This window comes from Paenirhodobacter hankyongi, assembly GCF_003664585.1.
Classification (GTDB): Bacteria; Pseudomonadota; Alphaproteobacteria; order Rhodobacterales; family Rhodobacteraceae; genus Rhodobacter; species Rhodobacter hankyongi.
In genome coordinates, this window is the sequence record NZ_RCHI01000011.1 from 126,692 (window position 1) to 146,408 (window position 19,717).

Annotated in this window: 21 protein-coding genes, 1 tRNA gene and 1 other RNA gene; 11 read left to right on the plus strand and 12 right to left on the minus strand. The window is 67.0% G+C overall.

The annotated features are described in order from the left end of the window. Positions 1-3 precede the first annotated feature (3 nt). From DYS74_RS12265 to DYS74_RS12275, 3 genes are all read left to right on the plus strand, one after another. Positions 4-183, plus strand: a complete 180-nt coding sequence (locus tag DYS74_RS12265; RefSeq protein WP_113900145.1) for a DUF3553 domain-containing protein — start codon at positions 4-6, stop codon at positions 181-183. A gap of 147 nt (positions 184-330) precedes the next feature. Next, entirely contained in the window at positions 331-1,116 is a 786-nt protein-coding gene (locus DYS74_RS12270; protein WP_121533983.1) for a GNAT family N-acetyltransferase, read from the plus strand. Then, positions 1,113-1,931 (plus strand): lysophospholipid acyltransferase family protein, encoded by an 819-nt coding sequence (locus DYS74_RS12275; protein ID WP_245965276.1) that lies wholly within the window; start codon positions 1,113-1,115, stop codon positions 1,929-1,931. Before DYS74_RS12270 ends, DYS74_RS12275 begins: the two co-directional genes overlap by 4 nt. On the opposite strand, the gene DYS74_RS12280 is transcribed toward DYS74_RS12275, so the two are convergent. Genes DYS74_RS12280 through DYS74_RS12290 form a run of 3 tightly spaced genes read right to left on the minus strand, consistent with a single transcriptional unit; the run spans position 1,920 to position 3,565 of the window. Beyond that, entirely contained in the window at positions 1,920-2,150 is a 231-nt protein-coding gene (locus tag DYS74_RS12280; RefSeq protein ID WP_121533984.1) for a ribbon-helix-helix domain-containing protein, read from the minus strand. The genes DYS74_RS12275 and DYS74_RS12280 overlap by 12 nt on opposite strands. Next, positions 2,147-2,335: a DUF4169 family protein gene (locus tag DYS74_RS12285; RefSeq protein ID WP_121533985.1), complete on the minus strand. Its 189-nt coding sequence runs from the start codon at positions 2,333-2,335 to the stop codon at positions 2,147-2,149. The genes DYS74_RS12280 and DYS74_RS12285 overlap by 4 nt, the downstream gene beginning before the upstream one ends. Positions 2,336-2,383: 48 nt before the next feature. Beyond that, entirely contained in the window at positions 2,384-3,565 is a 1,182-nt protein-coding gene (locus DYS74_RS12290; RefSeq protein ID WP_121533986.1) for a cytochrome P450, read from the minus strand. A gap of 144 nt (positions 3,566-3,709) precedes the next feature. Here DYS74_RS12290 and DYS74_RS12295 point away from each other — a divergent pair, with 144 nt between their 5' ends. Beyond that, complete coding sequence (locus DYS74_RS12295) at positions 3,710-4,153, plus strand: GNAT family N-acetyltransferase (RefSeq protein WP_121533987.1); 444 nt, start codon at positions 3,710-3,712, stop codon at positions 4,151-4,153. 219 nt (positions 4,154-4,372) lie between these two features. Here the strand turns inward: DYS74_RS12295 and fumC are convergent, their stop codons facing one another. The 6 genes from fumC to DYS74_RS12325 form a co-directional block, all read right to left on the minus strand. Continuing rightward, positions 4,373-5,767 (minus strand): class II fumarate hydratase, encoded by a 1,395-nt coding sequence (gene fumC / locus DYS74_RS12300; protein WP_121533988.1) that lies wholly within the window; start codon positions 5,765-5,767, stop codon positions 4,373-4,375. Between the two features lie 89 nt (positions 5,768-5,856). Further along, positions 5,857-6,318 carry an SspB family protein gene (locus DYS74_RS12305; protein WP_121533989.1) on the minus strand — a complete coding sequence of 154 codons (462 nt, stop codon included), beginning with the start codon at positions 6,316-6,318 and terminating at the stop codon, positions 5,857-5,859. A 72-nt stretch (positions 6,319-6,390) separates the two neighbouring features. Further along, positions 6,391-6,816, minus strand: a complete 426-nt coding sequence (locus DYS74_RS12310; RefSeq protein ID WP_121533990.1) for a nuclear transport factor 2 family protein — start codon at positions 6,814-6,816, stop codon at positions 6,391-6,393. Positions 6,817-6,887: 71 nt separating this feature from the next. Continuing rightward, positions 6,888-7,241: a transfer-messenger RNA gene (ssrA, locus tag DYS74_RS12315) on the minus strand. Between the two features lie 25 nt (positions 7,242-7,266). Next, positions 7,267-7,638, minus strand: a complete 372-nt coding sequence (locus tag DYS74_RS12320) for a DUF4260 family protein (RefSeq protein ID WP_121533991.1) — start codon at positions 7,636-7,638, stop codon at positions 7,267-7,269. Between the two features lie 104 nt (positions 7,639-7,742). Then, positions 7,743-8,792: an ABC transporter substrate-binding protein gene (locus DYS74_RS12325; protein ID WP_121533992.1), complete on the minus strand. Its 1,050-nt coding sequence runs from the start codon at positions 8,790-8,792 to the stop codon at positions 7,743-7,745. 230 nt (positions 8,793-9,022) lie between these two features. On the opposite strand from DYS74_RS12325, the gene DYS74_RS12330 reads away from it, so the two are divergent. The 5 genes from DYS74_RS12330 to DYS74_RS12350 all read left to right on the plus strand — a co-directional run bounded on the left by DYS74_RS12330 (position 9,023) and on the right by DYS74_RS12350 (position 15,801). After that, complete coding sequence (locus DYS74_RS12330; protein ID WP_121533993.1) at positions 9,023-10,426, plus strand: cryptochrome/photolyase family protein; 1,404 nt, start codon at positions 9,023-9,025, stop codon at positions 10,424-10,426. A 76-nt stretch (positions 10,427-10,502) separates the two neighbouring features. Then, on the plus strand, positions 10,503-10,979 hold the full coding sequence (locus tag DYS74_RS12335; protein ID WP_121533994.1) for a TrgA family protein: 477 nt from the start codon (positions 10,503-10,505) through the stop codon (positions 10,977-10,979). Between the two features lie 42 nt (positions 10,980-11,021). Further along, positions 11,022-12,191 carry an NUDIX domain-containing protein gene (locus DYS74_RS12340; protein WP_121533995.1) on the plus strand — a complete coding sequence of 390 codons (1,170 nt, stop codon included), beginning with the start codon at positions 11,022-11,024 and terminating at the stop codon, positions 12,189-12,191. 59 nt (positions 12,192-12,250) lie between these two features. Further along, on the plus strand, positions 12,251-13,282 hold the full coding sequence (locus DYS74_RS12345) for a cysteine synthase A (RefSeq protein WP_121533996.1): 1,032 nt from the start codon (positions 12,251-12,253) through the stop codon (positions 13,280-13,282). Further along, positions 13,279-15,801 carry a DUF3772 domain-containing protein gene (locus DYS74_RS12350; protein WP_121533997.1) on the plus strand — a complete coding sequence of 841 codons (2,523 nt, stop codon included), beginning with the start codon at positions 13,279-13,281 and terminating at the stop codon, positions 15,799-15,801. Before DYS74_RS12345 ends, DYS74_RS12350 begins: the two co-directional genes overlap by 4 nt. A gap of 21 nt (positions 15,802-15,822) precedes the next feature. Here the strand turns inward: DYS74_RS12350 and DYS74_RS12355 are convergent, their stop codons facing one another. Then, on the minus strand, positions 15,823-16,920 hold the full coding sequence (locus DYS74_RS12355; protein WP_394342961.1) for an AI-2E family transporter: 1,098 nt from the start codon (positions 16,918-16,920) through the stop codon (positions 15,823-15,825). 174 nt (positions 16,921-17,094) lie between these two features. On the opposite strand from DYS74_RS12355, the gene DYS74_RS12360 reads away from it, so the two are divergent. Further along, a tRNA-Ser gene (locus tag DYS74_RS12360) sits at positions 17,095-17,184 on the plus strand. A gap of 349 nt (positions 17,185-17,533) precedes the next feature. Beyond that, complete coding sequence (locus tag DYS74_RS12365; protein WP_121533998.1) at positions 17,534-18,370, plus strand: DUF3883 domain-containing protein; 837 nt, start codon at positions 17,534-17,536, stop codon at positions 18,368-18,370. A gap of 71 nt (positions 18,371-18,441) precedes the next feature. On the opposite strand, the gene DYS74_RS18490 is transcribed toward DYS74_RS12365, so the two are convergent. Beyond that, complete coding sequence (locus DYS74_RS18490) at positions 18,442-19,389, minus strand: ATP-binding protein (protein ID WP_147435504.1); 948 nt, start codon at positions 19,387-19,389, stop codon at positions 18,442-18,444. Between the two features lie 177 nt (positions 19,390-19,566). Beyond that, a partial coding sequence (locus DYS74_RS19070) for an integrase core domain-containing protein (protein WP_147435480.1) occupies positions 19,567-19,717 on the minus strand: 151 nt, incomplete at its 5' end.

Sequence of the window (19,717 nt, forward strand, 5' to 3'; positions counted from 1 at the left end):
AGGATGAACGAATTTCTCGAACCGGGGATGCTGGTGCGCAATCCCCAGGCGCCGGACTGGGGCGTCGGTCAGGTGCAGTCGCGCGTGGGCGAGAAAGTCACGGTGAATTTCGAGCATGCGGGCAAACAGGTGATCGACGGACGCCGGGTCCAGTTGTTCCTCGTTATTCCAGACCAGGGTTGAAAGAACGTTAACGTCCAGCCTGGCTTGGGGTTTCAGACCATCGCACAGTGGGCGCTGTAATCAAGACTCGGCGGAACTCACGTCGCGGCATTGCATCGCGGCTGCCGCCTGTCCTAGAAACGCGGCAGGGACAAGGGGCAGGAGCTGATGGTTTCCGAACCGCTCGCGTATGAAATCCGTCTGGCGCGCGATGCGCGCGACCTGAAGGCGTCACAACGGCTGCGCTACGAGGTCTTCGTCGAGGAGCTCGGCGGCGACGGGCCGCTCGTCGACCATCCGGGCAGGCTGGAGATCGACGAGTTCGACGCGGTCTATGACCATCTCGTGCTGATCGACCCGTCGCGCAACCCCGACGATCTCGACCATGTCGTGGGCGCCTACCGGCTGCTGCCGTCCGACCGGGCCGAGGCCTTCGGCCGCTATTACTGCGACAGCGAATATGATCTGACGGCGCTGCGCCGCTCGGGGCGCAAGCTGCTCGAACTCGGCCGCTCCTGCGTGCATCCCGAGCACCGCGGCGGGGCGGCGATGCTGATGCTGTGGAACGGGCTTGCCGATTACGTGCTGGCGAACGGCATCGAGATCCTGTTCGGCGTCGCCTCCTTCCACGGCACCGATGCCACGGCGCTGCGGATGCCGCTTGCCTGGCTGCACCACCATCACCTCGCCCCCGAGGCGCTGCGCGTGCGGGCGCTGGCCGCGCATTTCCAGCCGATGGACCTGGTGCCCGAGGCCGAGCTCGACCGCCGGCAGGCGATGGCCGAGATGCCGAACCTGATCAAGGCCTACCTGCGGCTTGGCGGTTTCGTGGGCGAGGGGGCCTTCATCGACACCCCCTTCAATACCACCGACGTGCTGCTGTTGATGGACACGCAGGCGATGTCCGACAAGCACCGCGAGTTCTACACCCGCCGCACCGAGGCAAAGCCGTGAGCCCGACCTGGCATGGCGAGCCCGAACCGGAATTCGCGCCGCTGAGCCTTGCGGGCAAGCTGCGCGTGCTGCGCCGGGGCGGGGCGATGGCGACGGTGATCTATGGCGGGCTGACGCTGATGCTGCTGTTGCGGCTGATCGAGCGGCCGCTGCATGGCGCTGCGCGGCCCTGGACGCCGCATATCACCCGCGCCGTCTGCCGCGCCGTCTTTCCGCTGATGGGCATCCGCTACCGCGTCAGGGGCGCGCCGATGACCGAGATCGGCGCCGTGGTGGCGAACCACGTGTCCTGGCTCGACATCTTCTCGCTCAATGCCTGCCAGAAGGTCTATTTCGTCTCGAAGGCCGAGGTCGCGCGCTGGCCCGGCATCGGCGTTCTGGCACGCGCGACCGGCACCGTCTTCATCCGCCGCGACCCGCGCGAGGCGAAGGCGCAGCAGGCGCTGTTCGAGGAGCGCATCCGCGCCGGCCACCACCTGTTGTTCTTTCCCGAGGGCACCTCGACCGACGGGCGCCGCGTGCTGCCCTTCAAGCCGACGCTGTTTCAGGCCTTCTACAGCGACGGGCTCGACAAGGTGATGCGGGTGCAGCCGGTGACGGTGGTCTACAACGCCCCCGAGGGCGAGGACCCGCGCTTTTACGGCTGGTGGGGCGACATGTCCTTCGGGCCGCATCTGCTCAAGGTGCTGGCGGCGCCGCGGCAGGGCACGATCGAGGTGGTGTTCCATCCGCCGCTCGAGGTCGCGGCCTTCGCCGGCCGCAAGGAGCTTGCGGCGGCGGGCGAGGCGGCGGTGCGTGGCGCGCTACCCGGCTGAGCCTGCCCGCGCGCGATAGTGGCGCAGGACCGCCAGCCGGATCGCCGTCGCCAGCCCGGATTCGGTCACCCGCGCATCGTCGATCTCGGTGACGATCTCGTTGATGCCCAGCCCCCGCTCGGCCGCCATCTCGCGCAGCCCCGCCCAGAACTCGTCTTCCAGCGAGACTGAGGTGCGGTGCCCGTGCAGCGTCAGCGAATGCTTGCGCGGCCGGCTCATGGCGTCTCGTCGCCCTCGCGCCGATGCGCGTCGAGCCGGGTGCGGGCCTGCTCGGCCTGCGTTTCCTCGAGCACGCGCTGCGCCTTGGTGCGGCCGAATTTCGCGGCATTCTCGTCGCCCTGCGCGCGTTTCTCGGCGCGGGCCTTCTGCTTGCGGAAGCGGTTGAGATTGGTCACGTCAGCCATGGGATGACTGTGCCATATCGCGCGGGGGCGGGGAAGACGGGGCGGCGCTCACCAGGACAGGTCGAGCCGCTCGAGCCCGTGGAAATGGTAAAGGTCGGCATAGCGCGGCGGGGCGGCCAGCCGCAGATCGGGGAGCGCCCGGAAGAGCACGGGCAGGGCGCGCTGCAGCTCGAGCCGCGCGAGCGGCGCGCCGATGCAGAAATGCGCGCCCGCGCCGAAGCTGTAATTCACCTGCTGCGGCCGGCCGGGGTTGAAGCGGGTGGGCTCCTCCCACGGCCCCGGATCGCGGTTCGCGCCGGCGAGCAGCAACCCGACGCGGTCGCCGCGGCGAAAGGCCTGACCGCCGATCTCCAGGTCCTCATAGACCCAGCGGGTGAACAGATGCAGCGGCGGATCGAAGCGGAAGATCTCCTCGACCGTGCCCTCGATCCGGTTCGGCGTCAGCCAATAGGCGCCGGTGCCGGTCTCGAGAAGCGTCTTCACCCCGTTGCCGATGGTGTGCACGGTGGCCTCGTGCCCGGCGTTCAGCAGCAGGATGCAGGTCGCGATCAGCTCGTCGCGGCTGAGCCGGTCGCCCGCCTCCTCGGCGGCGATCAGCTCGGTGATCAGGTCGTTGCCCGGGCGGCGCCGGCGCTCCTCGACATAACGGCCGAGGAAGTCGACGAAGGCCTCGGTCGCGGCGACGGCGGCGGCCTCGCTCTCGCGCGTGCGGCGGGCCTGATACATGCCGACCATGGCGTTCGACCAGGACAGAAGGTCGTCGGCGCGCTCCTCGGGCACGCCCAGCAACCGCGCGATGAGGATCACCGGCAGCGGGCGGGCGAAATGGGCGAGCAGATCGCCGCCGCCTGCCGGAAAGCGGCCGATCAGCTCTTCGGCCAGCAGCTCGATCTCGGGGCCAAGCGCCGCGATCCGCGCCGAGGTGAAGGCGCGCAGCACCAGCCGGCGCAGCCGGGTGTGGCGCGGCGGTTCCAGTTCCAGCATCGAATGCGCCTCGACCGCGTAGAAGGGGGCGAGGTGGGGCGGGATCTCGGGCGCGTGCTCGGGTGGCGCCTCGCGGCCAAGCCGGCGGTCGCGCAGCGCGGCGCCGACCACCACGGCCCGGGCCGAGACCGGCAGGTCATAGTCCTGCCAGACCGCGAAGGCCCCGGCCGCCCGCACCCGGTCATAGAACGGGTAGGGATTCTGCACGAAGGCGGGGTCGAGCGGCGATTGCGTCAGGGTCTGCATGGGCACTCCGGTGGTTCGCGCCAGAAAAGCGCCCGGGCGCGTCGGGCGCAAGAGGCGGATCCGGCCAAAGCCACGCCCCGTCTGCCATTTTGCCCCCTTGCGCCTGCCACCTGGGCGGGGTCCCTTGGGGAAAAGGAGTGCCCCATGACCGTCACCATCACCCCCGTCCGCCCCGCCGACCGCCCCGAGTGGGAAGCGCTCTTCCGTGCCTATGCGGCCTTCTACAAGACCGAGGCGCAGGCGGCCGAGCCGCAGGTCTGGGACTGGATCCAGTCCGACGCCGAACCCTACTGGGCCGACATCGCCCGCGACGAGACCGGGCGTGCCCTCGGCCTCGTGCAGTATTCGCTGATGCACCGCTCGCTCTCGGGGGGCATGGTGGTCTATCTGAGCGACCTCTTCACCCTGCCCGAGGCGCGGGGGCAGGGCGTCGGCCGGGCGCTGATCGACCATGTCCGCGCCTTTGCCCGGACGCGCGGCTATGGCTCGGTGCGCTGGCTCACCGCCGAGACCAACACGCCGGCGCGCGCGCTTTACGACAGCTATGCCCCGGCCTCGGGCTTCATCCTCTACACGGTCACGGCCTGAGCCGCCGAGGGGGCGCTGCCCCCCCACGGCCTGCGGCCTCCCCCCGGAGTATTTCGGCCAAGAAAAAACGCCACGGGCTTTCTCCTTGCCGAAAATACCTCGGGGGAGGCCGCAGGCCGGGGGCAGCGCCCCCTCCCCTCTTGCGACGGCAGGGGCCACGAAAAAAGGCGGCCGGTGAGGGCCGCCTTTCCATTCAGTGTCCCGGCGTCAGGCCGTGGCTCAGCCCTTCGGGCCGATCATGTCCTCGGGGCGCACGATGCGGTCGAAGGTCTCGCCGTCGACATAGCCGAGCGCGATCGCCTCGTCGCGCAGGTTGGTGCCGTTCTTGTGCGCGGTCTTCGCGACCTTGGTCGCCGCGTCATAGCCGATGGTGGGGGCGAGCGCGGTGACCAGCATCAGGCTCTCCTTCATCAGCTTGTCGATGCGCGCGACGTTCGCCTTGGTGCCGACCACCATGTTGTCGGTGAAGGCGCTGGCCGAGTCGCCCAGAAGCTGCATCGACTGCAGCACGTTGTAGCTCATCATCGGGTTGTAGACGTTGAGCTCGAAATGGCCCTGCGAGCCGGCAAAGCCCACCGCCGCGTCATTGCCCATGACATGGGCGCAGACCATGGTCAGCGCCTCTGCCTGGGTCGGGTTGACCTTGCCCGGCATGATCGAGGACCCCGGCTCGTTCTCCGGCAGAATGAGCTCGCCCAGACCCGAGCGCGGGCCCGAACCCAGGAGACGCATGTCGTTCGCGATCTTGAAGAGCGAGGCGGCGATCGTCTTCAGCGCGCCCGAGAAGAACACCATCGCGTCATGGGCGGCGAGCGCCTCGAACTTGTTCGGCGCGGTGACGAAGGGCAGGCCGGTGATCTCGGCGATCTGCGCGGCGATGCGGCTGTCCCAGCCGACGCGGGTGTTGAGCCCGGTGCCGACGGCAGTGCCGCCCTGCGCGAGTTCGTAGATGTGCGGCAGCGCGAGTTTCACCCGCTCGATGCCGCGGTCGACCTGCGTCGCATAGCCCGAGAATTCCTGGCCGAGCGTCAGCGGCGTCGCGTCCTGCGTATGGGTGCGGCCGATCTTGATGATGTCCTTGAACTCGTCGGACTTCGCCCAGAGCGCCTTCGAGAGCTTCTCGAGCCCCGGCAGCAGCACGTCACGCGCCTGCATGGCAATGGCCACGTGCATCGCGGTCGGGAAGGTGTCGTTCGACGACTGGCCCATGTTGCAATGGTCGTTCGGGTGCACGGGCTTCTTCGAGCCCATCACGCCGCCGAGCATCTCGATGGCGCGGTTCGAGATCACCTCGTTCGCGTTCATGTTCGACTGCGTGCCCGAGCCCGTCTGCCACACCACGAGCGGGAAGTTGTCGTCGAACTTGCCCTCGATCACCTCGGTCGCGGCGGCGACGATCGCATCGGCGATCTCGGCGTCCATGTCGCCCTGCGCCTTGTTCACCAGCGCCGCGGCCTTCTTGATCACGCCAAGCGCGCGGATGATCGGTTTCGGCTGACGCTCCCAGCCGATCGGGAAGTTCATGATCGAGCGCTGCGTCTGCGCGCCCCAGTACTTGTCGGCGGGAACTTCGAGCGGACCGAAGCTGTCGGTCTCGGTGCGGGTCGCGGTCATCCTGGGCCTCCGTGAATGCGCAAAACCTTCCCGGGCGTCATAGAGCGCCGGGGGCCATATTGCAATCTGTATGCGGAGGTATACCGGGCTTACTTGCGCCACTGGTCGAGGCTGACGACCTCGGCCTCGCCGCGCGGTTTTTCCTCGGCGGCGGGGGCCTCGTCTTGCTCTTCCTCGTCGTCATCCTCCTCGTCGAAGTCCTGCGTCTCGAAGCGCAGGCCGAACTCGACCGAGGGGTCGACGAAGGTGTGGACGGCGTCGAAGGGGATATAGAGCGGTTCGGGGCTGTTGCCGAAGTTCAGCGTGATCGAGAAGCCGTCATCGGTGACCGCGAGATTCTCGAACCAGTGCTGGATCACCACGGTCATTTCCTCGGGGTAGCGCGACTTCAGCCACTCCGCCATCTCGACCTCGGGGTGGCGGGTGTCGAAGGTGATGAAGAAGTGATGGGCGCCGGGCAGGCCGTTGTCGGCCACATCCGTCAGCACGGTCTGGATCAGGCCGCGCATGGCTCTGTGCATCAGGTTGCCGTAGTCGATTTCGCGCATCACGTGGACCCTTTCCTTTGCGCTCAGCATAGGGGATTTGGCGCGCAAGGGAAGAGGGGGCGCGGCGGGCGCACGCTAGCCCAGATGTTCGCCGGCAAGGCACAGCGCCAGCGTGTCGGGCGGCAGCATGCCCACGCCCTCGAGGAAGGCCAGCACGTCGAAGTGATTGTGCGCCTCGGCGATCTTGTCGCCCTCGAAGCGCAGGGCGATCTGTGCCGTCAGCTCGAGCGGCGCATTCGTCTCGGCGGCGCGACCGCGGATCAGCATCAGCGTCCAGAGCCAGTCGTCATTCTCGAAATGGCGCAGGTAGGTGACCGAGGGTTCGGAGATCATCTCCTTCAGTGCCGGGATCAGCTCGGCGAAGTCGGTCGGTCGCAGTTCGAGCCCCGGCATCACGCCGGAGGCGAGGAAATCTTCGGTGTAGAAGGAGCCGATCTCGGCATAGGCGCCACCGATCCAGACCCGCTGGAACCAGTCATCGAGAATCTTGAGCTTGTCCATCGCATCGCCTCGTCTCGTGATGAGCAGACAATTGCAGAATGCGATTACCCAAGGGTTAACGGAGGGGGGGAGGTGCAGGATTCTGTTGCCAGGCTCCTGCGGGCCCCGCCTTACGCGGCTAAGCGCAAGGACTTAAGTTTCGGTACTCGAACTGCTTACGCAGCCAGAGCCACCGGAGCACGGTTGTCGTTGGCAACTGTACAATTTGCACCGATGACGGTGGTAGCTCACCGAGACAAAGCAAACACCTTTAGACGTTCGTCGATCCTATTTCGGCCCCATGTGCCCCCAACGAGGGAGTTCTGGTGGAGCCGCCGGGTACCGCCCCCGGGTCCGATCCGCTTATTCTGTGCGCGTTTATGCCCATAGTCCGGGTTGCCCCGGACAGAGACAATATAGGGGGGGGCGAGGGGCGGCACAAGGGGGCCGCGCGCATCGGGGGCGCGCCGGTCAGCGCGCCTTGCCGATCGGGCCGAGATGGGTCTGCCCGAAGCCTTCGGGCGTCTTCAGCCCGTAGCCGAGCATCCGGTCGAAGCTGCAATGCGCCAGCCAGAGCGCGCCGAGCGCGGTGCCGAGGGGCAGGGCCGCGATCAGGCCAAGCGCCAGCAGCGCCGCGCCGCCGGCATAGAGATGGGCGAGGTCGTAGCCCGCGGCGCCCACCCTCGGCCCGGCGAGATAGGCGGCAAAGCCGAGATCGGGGGCGAAGAAGAGCAGAACTGCCCCCCACCAGGGGATGCCGGCCCCGGCGTGCAGATAGAGCGCGATGGCGGCGATGAACAGTGCTGCGCCCTCGGCGCGTTGCCAGGAAACGGCCGCGGCCATGATGTCTTTCCTCGGATTGTCGTTTGCATGTGAAAGGGGGAGGCGGCAGGGCCAAAGTCAAGGGGCGCCCGAAGGCGCCCCCGAACGGTCGGTGCGGGTAGGGCTCAGTAGCCTGCCTTGATCTTCTCGAACTCGGCGAGCTGCTTCTCGCGCAGCTTCGGATCGTTCGGCACCTGGGCGAGGATCGGCGCGTTGATCGGGCCGAGGCCGGCGTCGAGCTTCTGTTCTTCCGACAGCAGCGCCATGCCCTTGGTGTTCGAATGGCCATAGCCGATCTCGTCGATCAGCGGCTGCGCGGCTTCCGGGCGCAGCCAGGAGTTCATGAAGTCATAGGCCTTCTCTTCCGAGCCGGGCGCGTCCTTCATGTTGACATAGCCGCAGAACCAGGTCGACGAGCCTTCCTTCGCCTCGCGCTGGAAGGCGACGGGATAGTTGTCGGCCTTGAGATAGGCGACGCCGTCGTTCCACGACCAGGCGACGAGCACTTCGCCCGAGGCCATGATCTGCGACATTTCCGAGGGGTCGGCCCAATAGCTCTGCACGTTCTCGTTGGCCTTGCGCAGCCAGTCGGCGGCGGCCTTGAACTGCTCGTCGGTGACCTTGGTCCAGTCGGTGACGCCGGTGGCCAGATAGGCAAGCGCCCAGACGTCGTCCGACGAGTTCGGCAGCGAGGTGCGGCCCTTGTATTTCGGGTTCACGAAGACCTGCAGCGTCGCGACATCCTCGGCCGGCACCTGCTCGGGGTTGTAGGCGATCGCGGTCACGCCCCAGTCGGTGGGCAGATACCACACGCCGCCCTCGTCCTTGAAGATCGGGCTATCGAGGAATTTCGGGTCGATGTCGGCGAAGGCCGGGATCTTCGACACGTCCCAGGGCTCGATCAGACCGGCATCGCGGTATTTCGACACCATCTGCGAGCAAGGGTGCACGACGTCCGCCTTGAAGCCCGAAGCGACCTTCTGATAGGCCTCGTCGTCATCGCCGTAGAAGGCATAGGTCGGGCTGTCGCCGTATTTCTCCTGATATTTCTCGAACAGGCCGGGCACCTCGAAACCTGCCCAGTCGAAGACGAGCAGGTCCTTGTCGGCGGCCAGCGCGGGCGCCGCCAGGACGGAGGCCGCGACACCGGCCAGGAGCAGGGAAGATTTCTTCATGAGAGCACTGTGATCCTGTAATGAGTGGATGCAGCGGGAAGCTGCGAGGGGCTTCGAAAGCGACGCTAGACCGCGGAAAACGGCACGACAAGCAAATTGTCGTGTGGCCTGCGTGTTTCGCCCGTGAGCGCGGCGCGATGCCTGCCGAAGGGGCAGTTGCCGCACCGGGGGCGCGGGAAAGCGAGCCTTCGCAAGGACTTGGGTTGCGTGAATGGAACGGGGAGACGGGCATGGGTGAGAGTGGGGCGATCCTTCTGTGGCTGCGGCGGGACTTTCGTCTGGCCGATCACCCGGCGCTGGCCGCCGCCGCCGCAAGCGGTCGTCCGGTGATCCCGGTCTTCGTTCTCGACCCGGTGGCCGAGGTCTGGGGCGCGGCCCCGCGCTGGCGGCTTGGCGAGGCGCTGGCAGCCTTCGCCGCGGCGCTTGACCGGATCGGTGCGCGGCTGGTGTTGCGCCGGGGGGCGGCGCTGGACACGCTTCTGGCGCTGATTGCCGAGACCGGGGCGACGGCGGTCTACTGGAGCCGCGATCTCGATCCGGCCGCGAAGGCGCGCGACACCGCGGTCAAGGCGGCGCTGAAGGCCGCGGGCATCGAGGCGCGGTCCTTCCCGGGGCAGGTGCTGTTCGATCCCTGGACGGTCGAGACCGGGCAGGGCGGGCCCTATCGGGTCTATACTCCCTACTGGAAGGCGGTGCGCGGGCGCGACCCGGGCGCGCCGCTGCCACCCGTCACCGCGCTGCGCCCGCCGGCAACCGCACCCGCGAGCGAGGCCCTTGCGGACTGGCGCCTCGGCGCGGCGATGAACCGCGGTGCGGCGGTCGTCGCGCGCCATGCGCAGGTGGGCGAGGCGGCGGCGCTGGCGCGCCTTGACCGGTTCCTCGAAACCGGCATCGACACCTATGCCGAGCGGCGCGACCTGCCGGCCGAGCCCGGCACTTCGGGCCTGTCCGAGAACCTCGCCTGGGGCGAGATCAGCGCCCGCACGATCTGGCGCGCCGGCCAGCGCGCGATGGACGCGGGCGCGGCGGGCGCCGAGACCTTCCTGAAGGAACTCGTCTGGCGCGACTTCGCCTGGCACCTGATGCACCATTTCCCCGAGCTGGGGAGCCGCAACTGGCGCCCGGAGTGGGACGCCTTCCCCTGGCAGGGCGACAGTCCGGCGGCCGAGCGCTGGCGGCGCGGGCAGACCGGCGTGCCCTTCGTCGATGCCGCGATGCGCGAGCTCTTCGTCACCGGCACGATGCACAACCGCGCGCGGATGATCGCCGCCTCCTATCTGACGAAGCATCTGCTGACCGACTGGCGCGTCGGGCTGGCCTGGTTTGCCGAGACGCTGATCGACTGGGACCCGGCCTCGAACGCGATGGGCTGGCAATGGGTGGCGGGCTCGGGGCCCGATGCCTCGCCCTTCTTCCGCATCTTCAACCCCGAGGGGCAGGCCCAGAAATTCGACCCCGACGGGCGCTATCGGCGCCGCTACCTCGGCATCGGCGCGCCGGGGGCGCAGGTCTTCCATGCGGCCGCGCCGCGGTCCTGGCATCTCGACCCCGCCGCGCCGCCGCCCGAACCGCTGATCGGGCTGGCCGAGGGGCGCGAGCGGGCGCTTGCGGCCTATCAGCAGCTGAAGGGCTGAGGCCGCTCCTCATTTGCGCCACATTCGGCTGCTAGTCATTCTTGCTTGACGAAGTGTGAATGTGACGAGGGGACCGATGCAGAGAGTGATCCTGCGCAGCTCGCGCGGAGCCCTGCCGACGGCGGCGAAGCTGGCCGCCGGGATCGGGCTTGCGCTCACCGGCTTTTTCACCGCCTCGGCGATCCTGCCCTATCTGCCGGAAGGGACGAAGGACCAGGGCTTCGGGCTGGTGTCGATGTCCTTCGGCTGGCTCATCGGCTGGCGGGTGATCGGCAGCGTGCCGCAGGCGACGCTTGCCGGCGCGGCGCGGATCGGGATGCGCGGGGCGCTGTGGCTGGCGCTGACCGTGCTGCTCTATCTCGGGGCGTTGCAGATGGTGGCGCGGATGCTGCGCGGCCGCTACCACGCCGTGACCGAGGCGCTGACCGACATCCTCGGTCAGGGGGTCGTGCTTGGTGGTGCGGCGTTTCAGCTCGACGTGATCGTCACGCTCTTTCTGGGGGGCGTGCTTTCCGCTATCCTCTCGGCTTGGGCCGCGCGGCGCTGGCAATGACACCGTGCCGCGGCCCGAACGGGGCAGCGGCAGGCAGGAACAGTGTCGGATCTTCATTTCTTCTTTGGCACGCTGTGCCATCTTCCGCTTCTGGAACGGGTTCTGGGGCGGCCGGTCGAGGCAAGCGCGGCGCATCTTCCTGGCCACGAGGCGCGCGTCGCCCTTGACGCACATGGCGAGGAGCTGTCCTTCCCGATGCTGGTGCCGGGCGGCGCCGGGGTGAGCGGCCTCGTAGCCGAGGTCGCCCCGGCCGAGGTGCCGCGGCTTGATTTCTACGAGCTGGGCTATGTCGCCGGCCCGGTCGAGGTCAGCCTTGACGGCGGCGGGCAGGTGACGGCGCGCAGCTATCTTGCGGGCGCCGCGCACTGGCGGCCCGGTGTCGCATGGGATTTCGACGCCTGGCGCGACCGCTGGGGCGAGACGGTGACTGAGGCGGCGGAGGAATTCCTGGCCCTGCGCGGGGTGCTGTCGCTCGAGGCCGCCGCGCAGCGCTATCCGCTGATCCTGGTGCGTGCCGCCTCACGGGTGCGGGCGCGGGCGCCACGCCCGGCGACGCTGCGCCGCACCCCGCAACCCGGCGACATCGAGATCGAGGCGCTCGACCGGCCCTATACGAAATTCTTCGCGGTCGAGGATTACACCCTGCGCCACCGCACCTTCACCGGCAAGATGAGCCCACCGCTCGACCGCGCGGCCTTCGTCTCGGGCGATGCCACGGTGGTGCTGCCCTATGACCCGGTGCGTGATCGGGTGCTGCTGGTCGAGCAGTTCCGCACCGGCCCGCTTGCCCGCGGCGACGCGAACCCCTGGTGCCTCGAACCGATCGCGGGGCGTGTCGATGCCGGCGAGACGCCCGAGTCGGCGGCCCGCCGCGAGGCGCAGGAAGAGGCGGGACTCACCCTCTCGCGGCTGATCGCGGCGCCGCGGTTCTACCCTTCGGTGGGCGCGAAGAGCGAATATCTCTTCACATTTCTGGCCCTTGCCGATCTGCCCGATGGCTCGGCCAGGCTTGGTGGGCTCGAGGATGAGGGCGAGGACATCCGTTCCCACCTCGTCTCCTTCGACGGGCTGATGTCCCTGATCGAGACCGGCGAGGCGGAAAACGCGCCGCTGATCGTGCTGGCGCTGTGGCTGGCGCGGCTGCGCCCGGGGCTGCGGGCCGAGGCGGGCGTCACCGCCGGCACGGGCGCGGGGGCCTCCGACGGGGCTTGAGGCGGCCGCGGTTGCGGCCTAAGTCTGGGCTTCTGATTTCACTGCGCGAGGATATTGGCATGACCATCTGCAAGGATCTGGCCGCGGCCGTGGGCAACACGCCGCTGATCCGGCTTCGGAAGGCGTCGGAGATCACCGGCTGCGACATCCTCGCCAAGGCCGAGTTCATGAACCCGGGCCAGTCGGTCAAGGACCGCGCCGCGCTGTTCATCATTCAGGACGCGATCGCCAAGGGGCAGCTGAAGCCCGGCGGCACGATCGTCGAGGGCACGGCCGGCAACACCGGCATCGGGCTTGCGCTGGTCGGTGCCTCGATGGGCTTCCGCACGGTGATCGTGATCCCGGAAACCCAGAGCCAGGAAAAGAAGGACATGCTGCGCCTTGCGGGCGCCGAGCTTGTCCAGGTGCCGGCGGCGCCCTATTCGAACCCGAACAACTTCGTGCGCTATTCCGAGCGGCTGGCGAGGGAACTCGCCAAGACCGACCCGAACGGGGTGATCTGGGCGAACCAGTTCGACAACGTGGCGAACCGGCAGGCGCATATCGAGACCACCGGCCCCGAGATCTGGACCCAGACCCAGGGCCAGGTGCACGGTTTCGTCGCCTCTGTGGGCTCGGGCGGCACCTTCGCCGGCACCGGCATGGCGCTGCAGCCGAAGGGGGTGAAGATCGCCCTGGCCGACCCGGACGGGGCGTCGCTGCACAGCTTCTACACCACCGGCGTGCTGAAGGCCGAGGGATCGTCGATCACCGAAGGCATCGGTCAGGCGCGGATCACCAAGAACCTCGAGGGCTTCACCCCCGACATGAGCTTCAACATCCATGATGACGAGGCGCTGCCCGTGGTCTTCGACCTGCTCTCGGAAGAGGGGCTGTGCGTCGGCGGCTCGTCGGGGATCAACGTCGCGGGCGCGATCCACATGGCGCGCGAGATGGGGCCGGGGCACACCATCGTCACCATCCTGTGCGACTATGGCAACCGCTACCAGTCGAAGCTGTTCAACCCCGCCTTCCTGAAGGCGAAGGGGCTGCCGGTGCCGACCTGGCTCGACGGTCCGGGCCGCGCCGTGCCGGAGGTGTTCGAGGGATGATCCTCCGCGTCCTGCGCCTCTGGCTCGTGGCGATGCTGATTGCGCTGCCTCTGGCCGCGCAGGAGCCCGACGCCCCCGATTACAAGAGCTGGAACAAGACGGCGACCAGCGCCGAGGAAACGGTGTCCGAGGCGAAGATCTCGGACACCAAACTGTCCGACCTGCGCGCCGAGATGGTGCAGTGGCGCACCACCTTCACCGAGGCGCAGGGGGTGAACGCCGACCAGATCGCCACGGTGAAAAGCCAGATCGCCGCGCTTGGCGATCCGCCGGCCGAGGGCCAGACCGAAGACCCCGCGATCGCCAAGCGACGCGCGGAGCTGGCCGACACGCTGGCCAAGCTGCAGGCGCCGGGCATCACCGCAGGCGAGGCGGCGACGCGCGCCGACAGCATCATCCGCACCATCGACAAGCTGGTGCGCGAGCGCCAGGCGGTCAAGCTCTTGCGGCTCTCACCCTCGGCGCTGAACCCGGTGAACTGGACCGAAGGGCTGTCGCTTTTCCGCTGGATGGGCGCGTGGATCTACGACGAGACGATCTGGCGCTTCACCCAGCCGAGCAATTACGACACGCTGCGCAACAGCGCCCCCCTGATCGCGGTGCTGGTGATCCTCTCGGGCATCCTGATGCTGCGCGGCAGCCGCTGGATGCTGGGCATGACCCGCTGGCTGCTGGGCAAGACCGCGATGCGCGGGCGCAACCTGATCTCGGGCTTCGTCTCGCTTGGCCAGGTGCTTCTGCCCTTCATCGGCGCGGTGCTGCTGGTCACCGCGCTGCAGCTCAGCTCGCTCTTCGGACCGATCCTGATGGAGCTGTTCCGCGAGCTGCCGGTGGTGCTGCTGCTCATCGTCGCCGCCTGGTGGCTGGGCAGCCGCGTCTTCCCGGGCCAGCCCGGGGCGGAAAGCGCGCTCGGCCTCGCCGAGGAGGGCCGCGCCGAGGGCCGCTTCCACGTCGTGATGATGGGGGTCGCCGTCGGGCTGGAATACCTGGTGATCAACTGGATCACGCCGCGGGCCGAGGATTTCCTTGGTGGCGCGGGCACGCTTGCCTCGGACAAGGCGCAGGCAGTGGCCGCGCGCGCCGATGCCGCGATCTCGGTGCTGCAGGCGCCGCTGCAGGTCTTTGCCGGGCTGATGCTGTTCCGCGTCGGCCAGCTCGTGCGCCGGCAGCTGAAGATCATGCAGGCGCAGGACGACGATGCGGCCTTCCGGCTGAACCTGATGCGCTGGATCGCGAATGCGCTGATCGTGCTGGGCCTCGCAGGGCCTGTGCTTGGCCTGATCGGCTATGTCAGTGCCGCCAATGCGCTGATCTGGCCGGCGATCACCTCGCTTGGCCTGATCGGCATCGTCGCCGTGCTGCAGGGCTTCGTGGCCGAGTTCTGGGTGGTCATCACCCGCTCGGAAGAGCGCCGGCGCGAGGCGCTGGTGCCGGTGCTGGCGGGCTTCGTGCTGACGCTCGCCGCGCTGCCGCTCTTCGCGCTGATCTGGGGCGCGCGGCGCGAGGACCTGATGGAGCTGTGGACGCAGTTCCGTGCCGGCTTCGATCTGGGCGGGGTGAAGATCTCGCCCACCATCTTCCTGACCCTCGTGGTGATCTTCGCCATCGGCTATACGGTCACGCGGCTGGTGCAGGGGGCGCTGAAAAGCTCGATCCTGCCGAAGACCACGCTCGACCGCGGTGGCCAGAATGCCATCGTCTCGGGCATCGGCTACATCGGCATCTTCCTGTCGGCGGTGCTCGCGATCTCGGCCGCGGGGATCGACCTCAGCTCGCTCGCCATCGTCGCCGGTGCGCTCTCGGTCGGCGTCGGCTTCGGCCTGCAGACCATCGTGCAGAACTTCGTCTCGGGCATCATCCTGTTGATCGAGCGCCCGATCTCCGAGGGTGACTGGATCCAGGTCGGCTCGCAGCAGGGCATCGTCAAGGCGATCACCGTTCGCTCGACCCGGATCGAGACCTTCGACCGCTCCGAGGTGATCGTGCCGAACGCCGATCTGATCAGCGGCCAGGTGACGAACTGGACGCGGGCGAACAAGACCGGGCGGCTGATCGTGCCGGTGGGCGTGGCCTATGGCTCTGACACCCGCAAGGTTTCGCGCATCCTGCAGGAGATCGCCGAGGCGCATCCACTGGTGATGATGAACCCCGAGCCCTTCGTGCTGTTCACCGATTTCGGCGCCGACAGCCTGAATTTCGAGATCCGCGCGATCCTGTCGGACGTGAACTTCTCCGCCCGCGTGCGCTCGGAGATCAACCACCAGATCAACGCCCGCTTCGTCGAGGAGGGGATCGAGATCCCCTTCGCGCAGCGCGACCTGTGGCTGCGCAACCCCGAGGTGCTGGCAACGGCGGTTCAAGCCGGGGCGGCCAGTGCCGCGCCGCAGAGCGTGCCGCATGGGGTCGTGCCGCACGAGCCGGCCCAGCCGGTCGCGCCGCCGACCGATCCGCTTGATGCCGGCCGCGACGCGGTCGCGCTGTCGGACAATGACGGCGCCGAGGAAGGCGACAACCGCTGAGGCCGGGGCCGGGCGGCGGGATCAGGTCTCGCCGTCCGGCCGCCCCTCGCGCGACAGGATCACCGCCAGCGGGCGCAGCGTCTGCGACTGTGCGCAGACGATCATCAGTGCGACCATGATCGGCACCGCAAGGAACATCCCCGGCAGCCCCCACACCGCCCCCCAGAAGGCGAGCGAGATGATGATGCCGAAGCTCGACAGCCGCAGCGCATGGCCCATCAGCATCGGGTCGATGATGTTGCCGATGACGAATTGCAACGCACTGCAGATCGCAAAGACGGTCAGCGCCGCCGCCGTGTCCTGGCTCAGGATATAGGCCGCAAGCCCGGCGATCACGGTGGCGATGATCGAGCCGATCGAGGGGATGAAGTTCAGCGCGAAGGTCAGCACCGCGACCGGCAGCGCAAGTTCATAGCCGCCAAGGGTGAACACCCCCCAGATCGCCGCGCCGGTGACCGCCGAGACCGCGGCCTTGACCAGCAGATAGTGGTTCACCCGCCGCATGATCCGCGCCACCGTGCGCTCGACGTTGCGGGCGCTTTCCGGGGTGCCCATCAGGTTCTCGAGTTTCGCCGGAAACCAGATCCGCTCGGCGAAGAGGAAGCCCACGAACAGAATGACCAGCACCACGGCGGAAAGCAGATTCGAGGCCTGCCCGGCGAGCGTGCTGAGATATCCCGCGATCTCGATCTTCTGGATCGATTCGAGCACCGCCTGTTCGACATCCGCGCCCATCCAGCCGAATAGGCTGGCGAGCGCGCGCTGTGCGGGCCCGGCATAGGCGACGGCCATCGTCACCACCTCGTTCGCCTGGGCCAGAAGCACCGCGGTGGCGGTGAGCAGCCCCGCGGCGATCAGCGCGAGGGCGACGATCGAGGCGAGCCAGCTTGGCACCCGCAGCGGCCCGATCCGCACCCGCCCGATCGCCGCGATTGCCTCGGAGGTGAGCGAGAACAGGATGATCGCGATGGCGAGCGAGATCAGCACGAAGCGCGCCTGCACCAGCAAGAACAGCACGAGCGCGAAGGCGATGATGCCGAGCAGCATGTTCGACAGCCGCCAGGCGTCGCGCATCTTCTCGCTGCGGACGGTCTGGCCGGGCTCGACGGGCAGCTGCATGGGATTTCCTTCGCGGGCATTCGGGGATGGGCTGCGCCCAGCCTAGGCACAGCCCCGGGGCGAGGCAAGGTCGGGTAGGGCGAAAGCGGGGCACGGAGCCTGTGCGCATCTGCGGTTTCGCAAGTTGACGGAGCCTCTTGCATCGCCCCCGGCTTTGCGGCTAGACACGGCCCCGGACGGGTGGCCGAGTGGTCGAAGGCGCACGCCTGGAAAGTGTGTAGGCGGGGAACCGTCTCGTGGGTTCGAATCCCATCCCGTCCGCCACTTGCTCAGTGCAAACCCGAAAACAGGTCCCTCGCGGGGCCTTTTTCTTTATGTGCCAAAGGGGTTTGCAGGGACCATCCGCCCTTCGGAGACTGGCCTGCCGCGCGAGATCGGTCTCCAAACGCCCACCGTCTCTTTCCACCCGCCCCTCGCTCTCGGCGAGACGGGTTCAAAACCCCCATAGATTTCAACGAACTGACCGGGGCGCGCTGCGTCCCTGTTTCGCTGGTTCCGGCTTGTCTCAAAACAGATGGCGACGCGACACGGGCGGCGTGGTCGTTGGTATGTCTTGGGTGTCTTGCGCGAAGTCTCTGATGACAAACGCAGTTTCCGCCCTTAGCCTGGCGTGATGTCAAACGGGGCCTGGACCGATCAAGAGAACGACCTGATCGTCGCGGATTACTTCGCGATGCTGGCCGACGACGTCTCTGGTCGCCCCTACAACAAGGCCGAGCATCGGCGCGGGCTTCTGCCGCTGTTGAATAATCGGTCCGAGGGATCGGTCGAGTTCAAGCACCAGAACATCAGCGCCGTGCTGAAGGGGCTGGGTGAGGATTGGATCCCGGGATACAAGCCCGCCTTCAATTTCCAGATGACGCTGGTGGATGCCGTGGCGCGCTGGCTGGCGCTGAACCCGGCATGGCTCGGCCGCCATTCAGATACCAGAGTGACGACCGGCCTCGCGGAGGCGCGGCCGATCTGGATCGGGCCGCCGCCCACGTTGTCGAACCAGCCGCCGCCGCAGGAGCTGGAGCAGATGCTGCACATCGCCCGCAAATTCGATGTCGCGGCGAGAGACGAACGAAACCGCGCCCTCGGCCGTGCCGGTGAGGAGCGCGTCTTGGCGCATGAGCGTGCAGCCCTGAAATCAGCGGGCCGCGACGATCTTGCGCGCAAGGTCCGGTGGGTTTCGGCGGAGGACGGCGATGGCGCCGGCTACGATATCGCCAGCTTTGCACCCGACGGCCGTCCGCGCCTGATCGAGGTGAAGACGACGAATGGCTGGGAGCGTACCCCTTTCCACATCAGCCGCAACGAGCTGGCCGTGGCCGAGGAGCGGCGCTCGGAATGGTCCCTGTTCCGGCTCTGGAACTTCGCGCGCGGACCGAAGGCGTTCGAGCTGCACCCGCCGCTGGACGCGCATGTCTCGCTGACCGCGACATCCTTTCAGGCGAGTTTCCATTGACTCCCGAAGCAGCTCCTTTGCGCCGCTTGGTCGCCTTCACAAGATTACAACGCCTTACGGCTCTATGATGCCTATTCTTGCCGGAAATCTCGGGTAAGCATCTGAGATGCAGTAGAAGCAACGTTGACGTTGGCGCCGGCGATCTGAGCGGCTGCAACTCGTCCTTGCGCCGCAAACTGTTGGAGACGTTCCCGCAATGCACTTAAATTGGCTGTGTCGATCACTAGCCTGATTGCAGTCCCTCGGAAATCCGAGTCGAATGTATGCTTCCCTTCGTGGCTTAGCTCAATTCCGGTTCCACCCGAACATAACAGGAAACTTCCACCGTTCCGGCAGATGCGGCTGGTCATATAGAGGCCGTAGCCAGAATTGTTCCATTGGTCGTTACCCCGCCCAGCGTGAGGATTCCCGGAGATTCCGGGCATCAAGGCCATCTGAAGGGCTTCCGGTTCCGTCAAGCCATCGAAGGCTGGGTTCCCGGTGAGAGCCCTATGGATGCCGATGCCGTCATCGACAATTCCAACTTCCACTTTATGGCGTTGGGGCCAATATTGAGCGCAAATGTATATCTTTTCAGAACCGCTATGCTCGACGACATTTCGCATGATCTCGCGGATGGAATATGTAAGGGTATCCTGCAATTCTCCCTGCTGATGGCGCGTAAGTAGCCCAGCAAGCTCGGCGGCTTTCCCCTCAATTACGTCTCCTACTTCCTGAAAGGAGTCGAATGCCTCTTGGCGAATCTCTGCGACATCAAGCTCGCTGATCGGAACGTACCTAGAACTTCCAGGTGCCTCACCGGGAGCATTCCCATGTTGGAGACCAAAAGATCGGAAGAAGCCGAAATGCGCTGCGTATGAGTGGTTTTCATGATTCCGTGCTCGTCGACGAGCTTCTGGTCGATTGCCTCGGAACTGGCGAAGCAGAGCAGAAAGGAGCAGCATCGAAAACGGAGGGAACCAACGCTCGCCGCCAAAGTGGAACTCGTATTCGGCTGCGTCTGGAAGATCTCGGAGCATGCAGGCGAACCCCGCGAGGCTAACCGGCGACAAATCGTAGGGGACGTCCACGCGCATTCGAAATCAGCTTTCCAATAGCCTAGAAAATATCAGAATTTGGACATGCCCACGGTCAGGCGCTACCTTTCTCATGAAATACATGCTTGGACTGTATTGACCCAGCGGAATCTGCTCAGTTTAAGCCGCTAATCTGAATGCCTCGGCAGGTGTGCGCATGGCAAGGGCCTGATGAGGGCGGCGGTTGTTGTAGAAGCTGATCCAGTCACCGATGACGCGGGTCGCGTGCTGGATGCTCTCGAAGCGATGGCGATGAACGCATTGCTCCTTG

Bases quoted from the DNA above. Each gene is read 5' to 3' on its own strand.
- DYS74_RS12265 (WP_113900145.1), top strand. From the start codon at position 4: ATGAACGAATTTCTCGAACCGGGGATGCTGGTGCGCAATCCCCAGGCG.
- DYS74_RS12270 (WP_121533983.1), top strand. From the start codon at position 331: ATGGTTTCCGAACCGCTCGCGTATGAAATCCGTCTGGCGCGCGATGCG.
- DYS74_RS12280 (WP_121533984.1), bottom strand. From the start codon at position 2,150: ATGAGCCGGCCGCGCAAGCATTCGCTGACGCTGCACGGGCACCGCACC.
- DYS74_RS12285 (WP_121533985.1), bottom strand. From the start codon at position 2,335: ATGGCTGACGTGACCAATCTCAACCGCTTCCGCAAGCAGAAGGCCCGC.
- DYS74_RS12290 (WP_121533986.1), bottom strand. From the start codon at position 3,565: ATGCAGACCCTGACGCAATCGCCGCTCGACCCCGCCTTCGTGCAGAAT.
- DYS74_RS12295 (WP_121533987.1), top strand. From the start codon at position 3,710: ATGACCGTCACCATCACCCCCGTCCGCCCCGCCGACCGCCCCGAGTGG.
- fumC (WP_121533988.1), bottom strand. From the start codon at position 5,767: ATGACCGCGACCCGCACCGAGACCGACAGCTTCGGTCCGCTCGAAGTT.
- DYS74_RS12310 (WP_121533990.1), bottom strand. From the start codon at position 6,816: ATGGACAAGCTCAAGATTCTCGATGACTGGTTCCAGCGGGTCTGGATC.
- DYS74_RS12320 (WP_121533991.1), bottom strand. From the start codon at position 7,638: ATGGCCGCGGCCGTTTCCTGGCAACGCGCCGAGGGCGCAGCACTGTTC.
- DYS74_RS12325 (WP_121533992.1), bottom strand. From the start codon at position 8,792: ATGAAGAAATCTTCCCTGCTCCTGGCCGGTGTCGCGGCCTCCGTCCTG.
- DYS74_RS12330 (WP_121533993.1), top strand. From the start codon at position 9,023: ATGGGTGAGAGTGGGGCGATCCTTCTGTGGCTGCGGCGGGACTTTCGT.
- DYS74_RS12335 (WP_121533994.1), top strand. From the start codon at position 10,503: ATGCAGAGAGTGATCCTGCGCAGCTCGCGCGGAGCCCTGCCGACGGCG.
- DYS74_RS12345 (WP_121533996.1), top strand. From the start codon at position 12,251: ATGACCATCTGCAAGGATCTGGCCGCGGCCGTGGGCAACACGCCGCTG.
- DYS74_RS12350 (WP_121533997.1), top strand. From the start codon at position 13,279: ATGATCCTCCGCGTCCTGCGCCTCTGGCTCGTGGCGATGCTGATTGCG.
- DYS74_RS12355 (WP_394342961.1), bottom strand. From the start codon at position 16,920: ATGCAGCTGCCCGTCGAGCCCGGCCAGACCGTCCGCAGCGAGAAGATG.
- DYS74_RS12365 (WP_121533998.1), top strand. From the start codon at position 17,534: ATGTCAAACGGGGCCTGGACCGATCAAGAGAACGACCTGATCGTCGCG.
- DYS74_RS18490 (WP_147435504.1), bottom strand. From the start codon at position 19,389: ATGCTCCGAGATCTTCCAGACGCAGCCGAATACGAGTTCCACTTTGGC.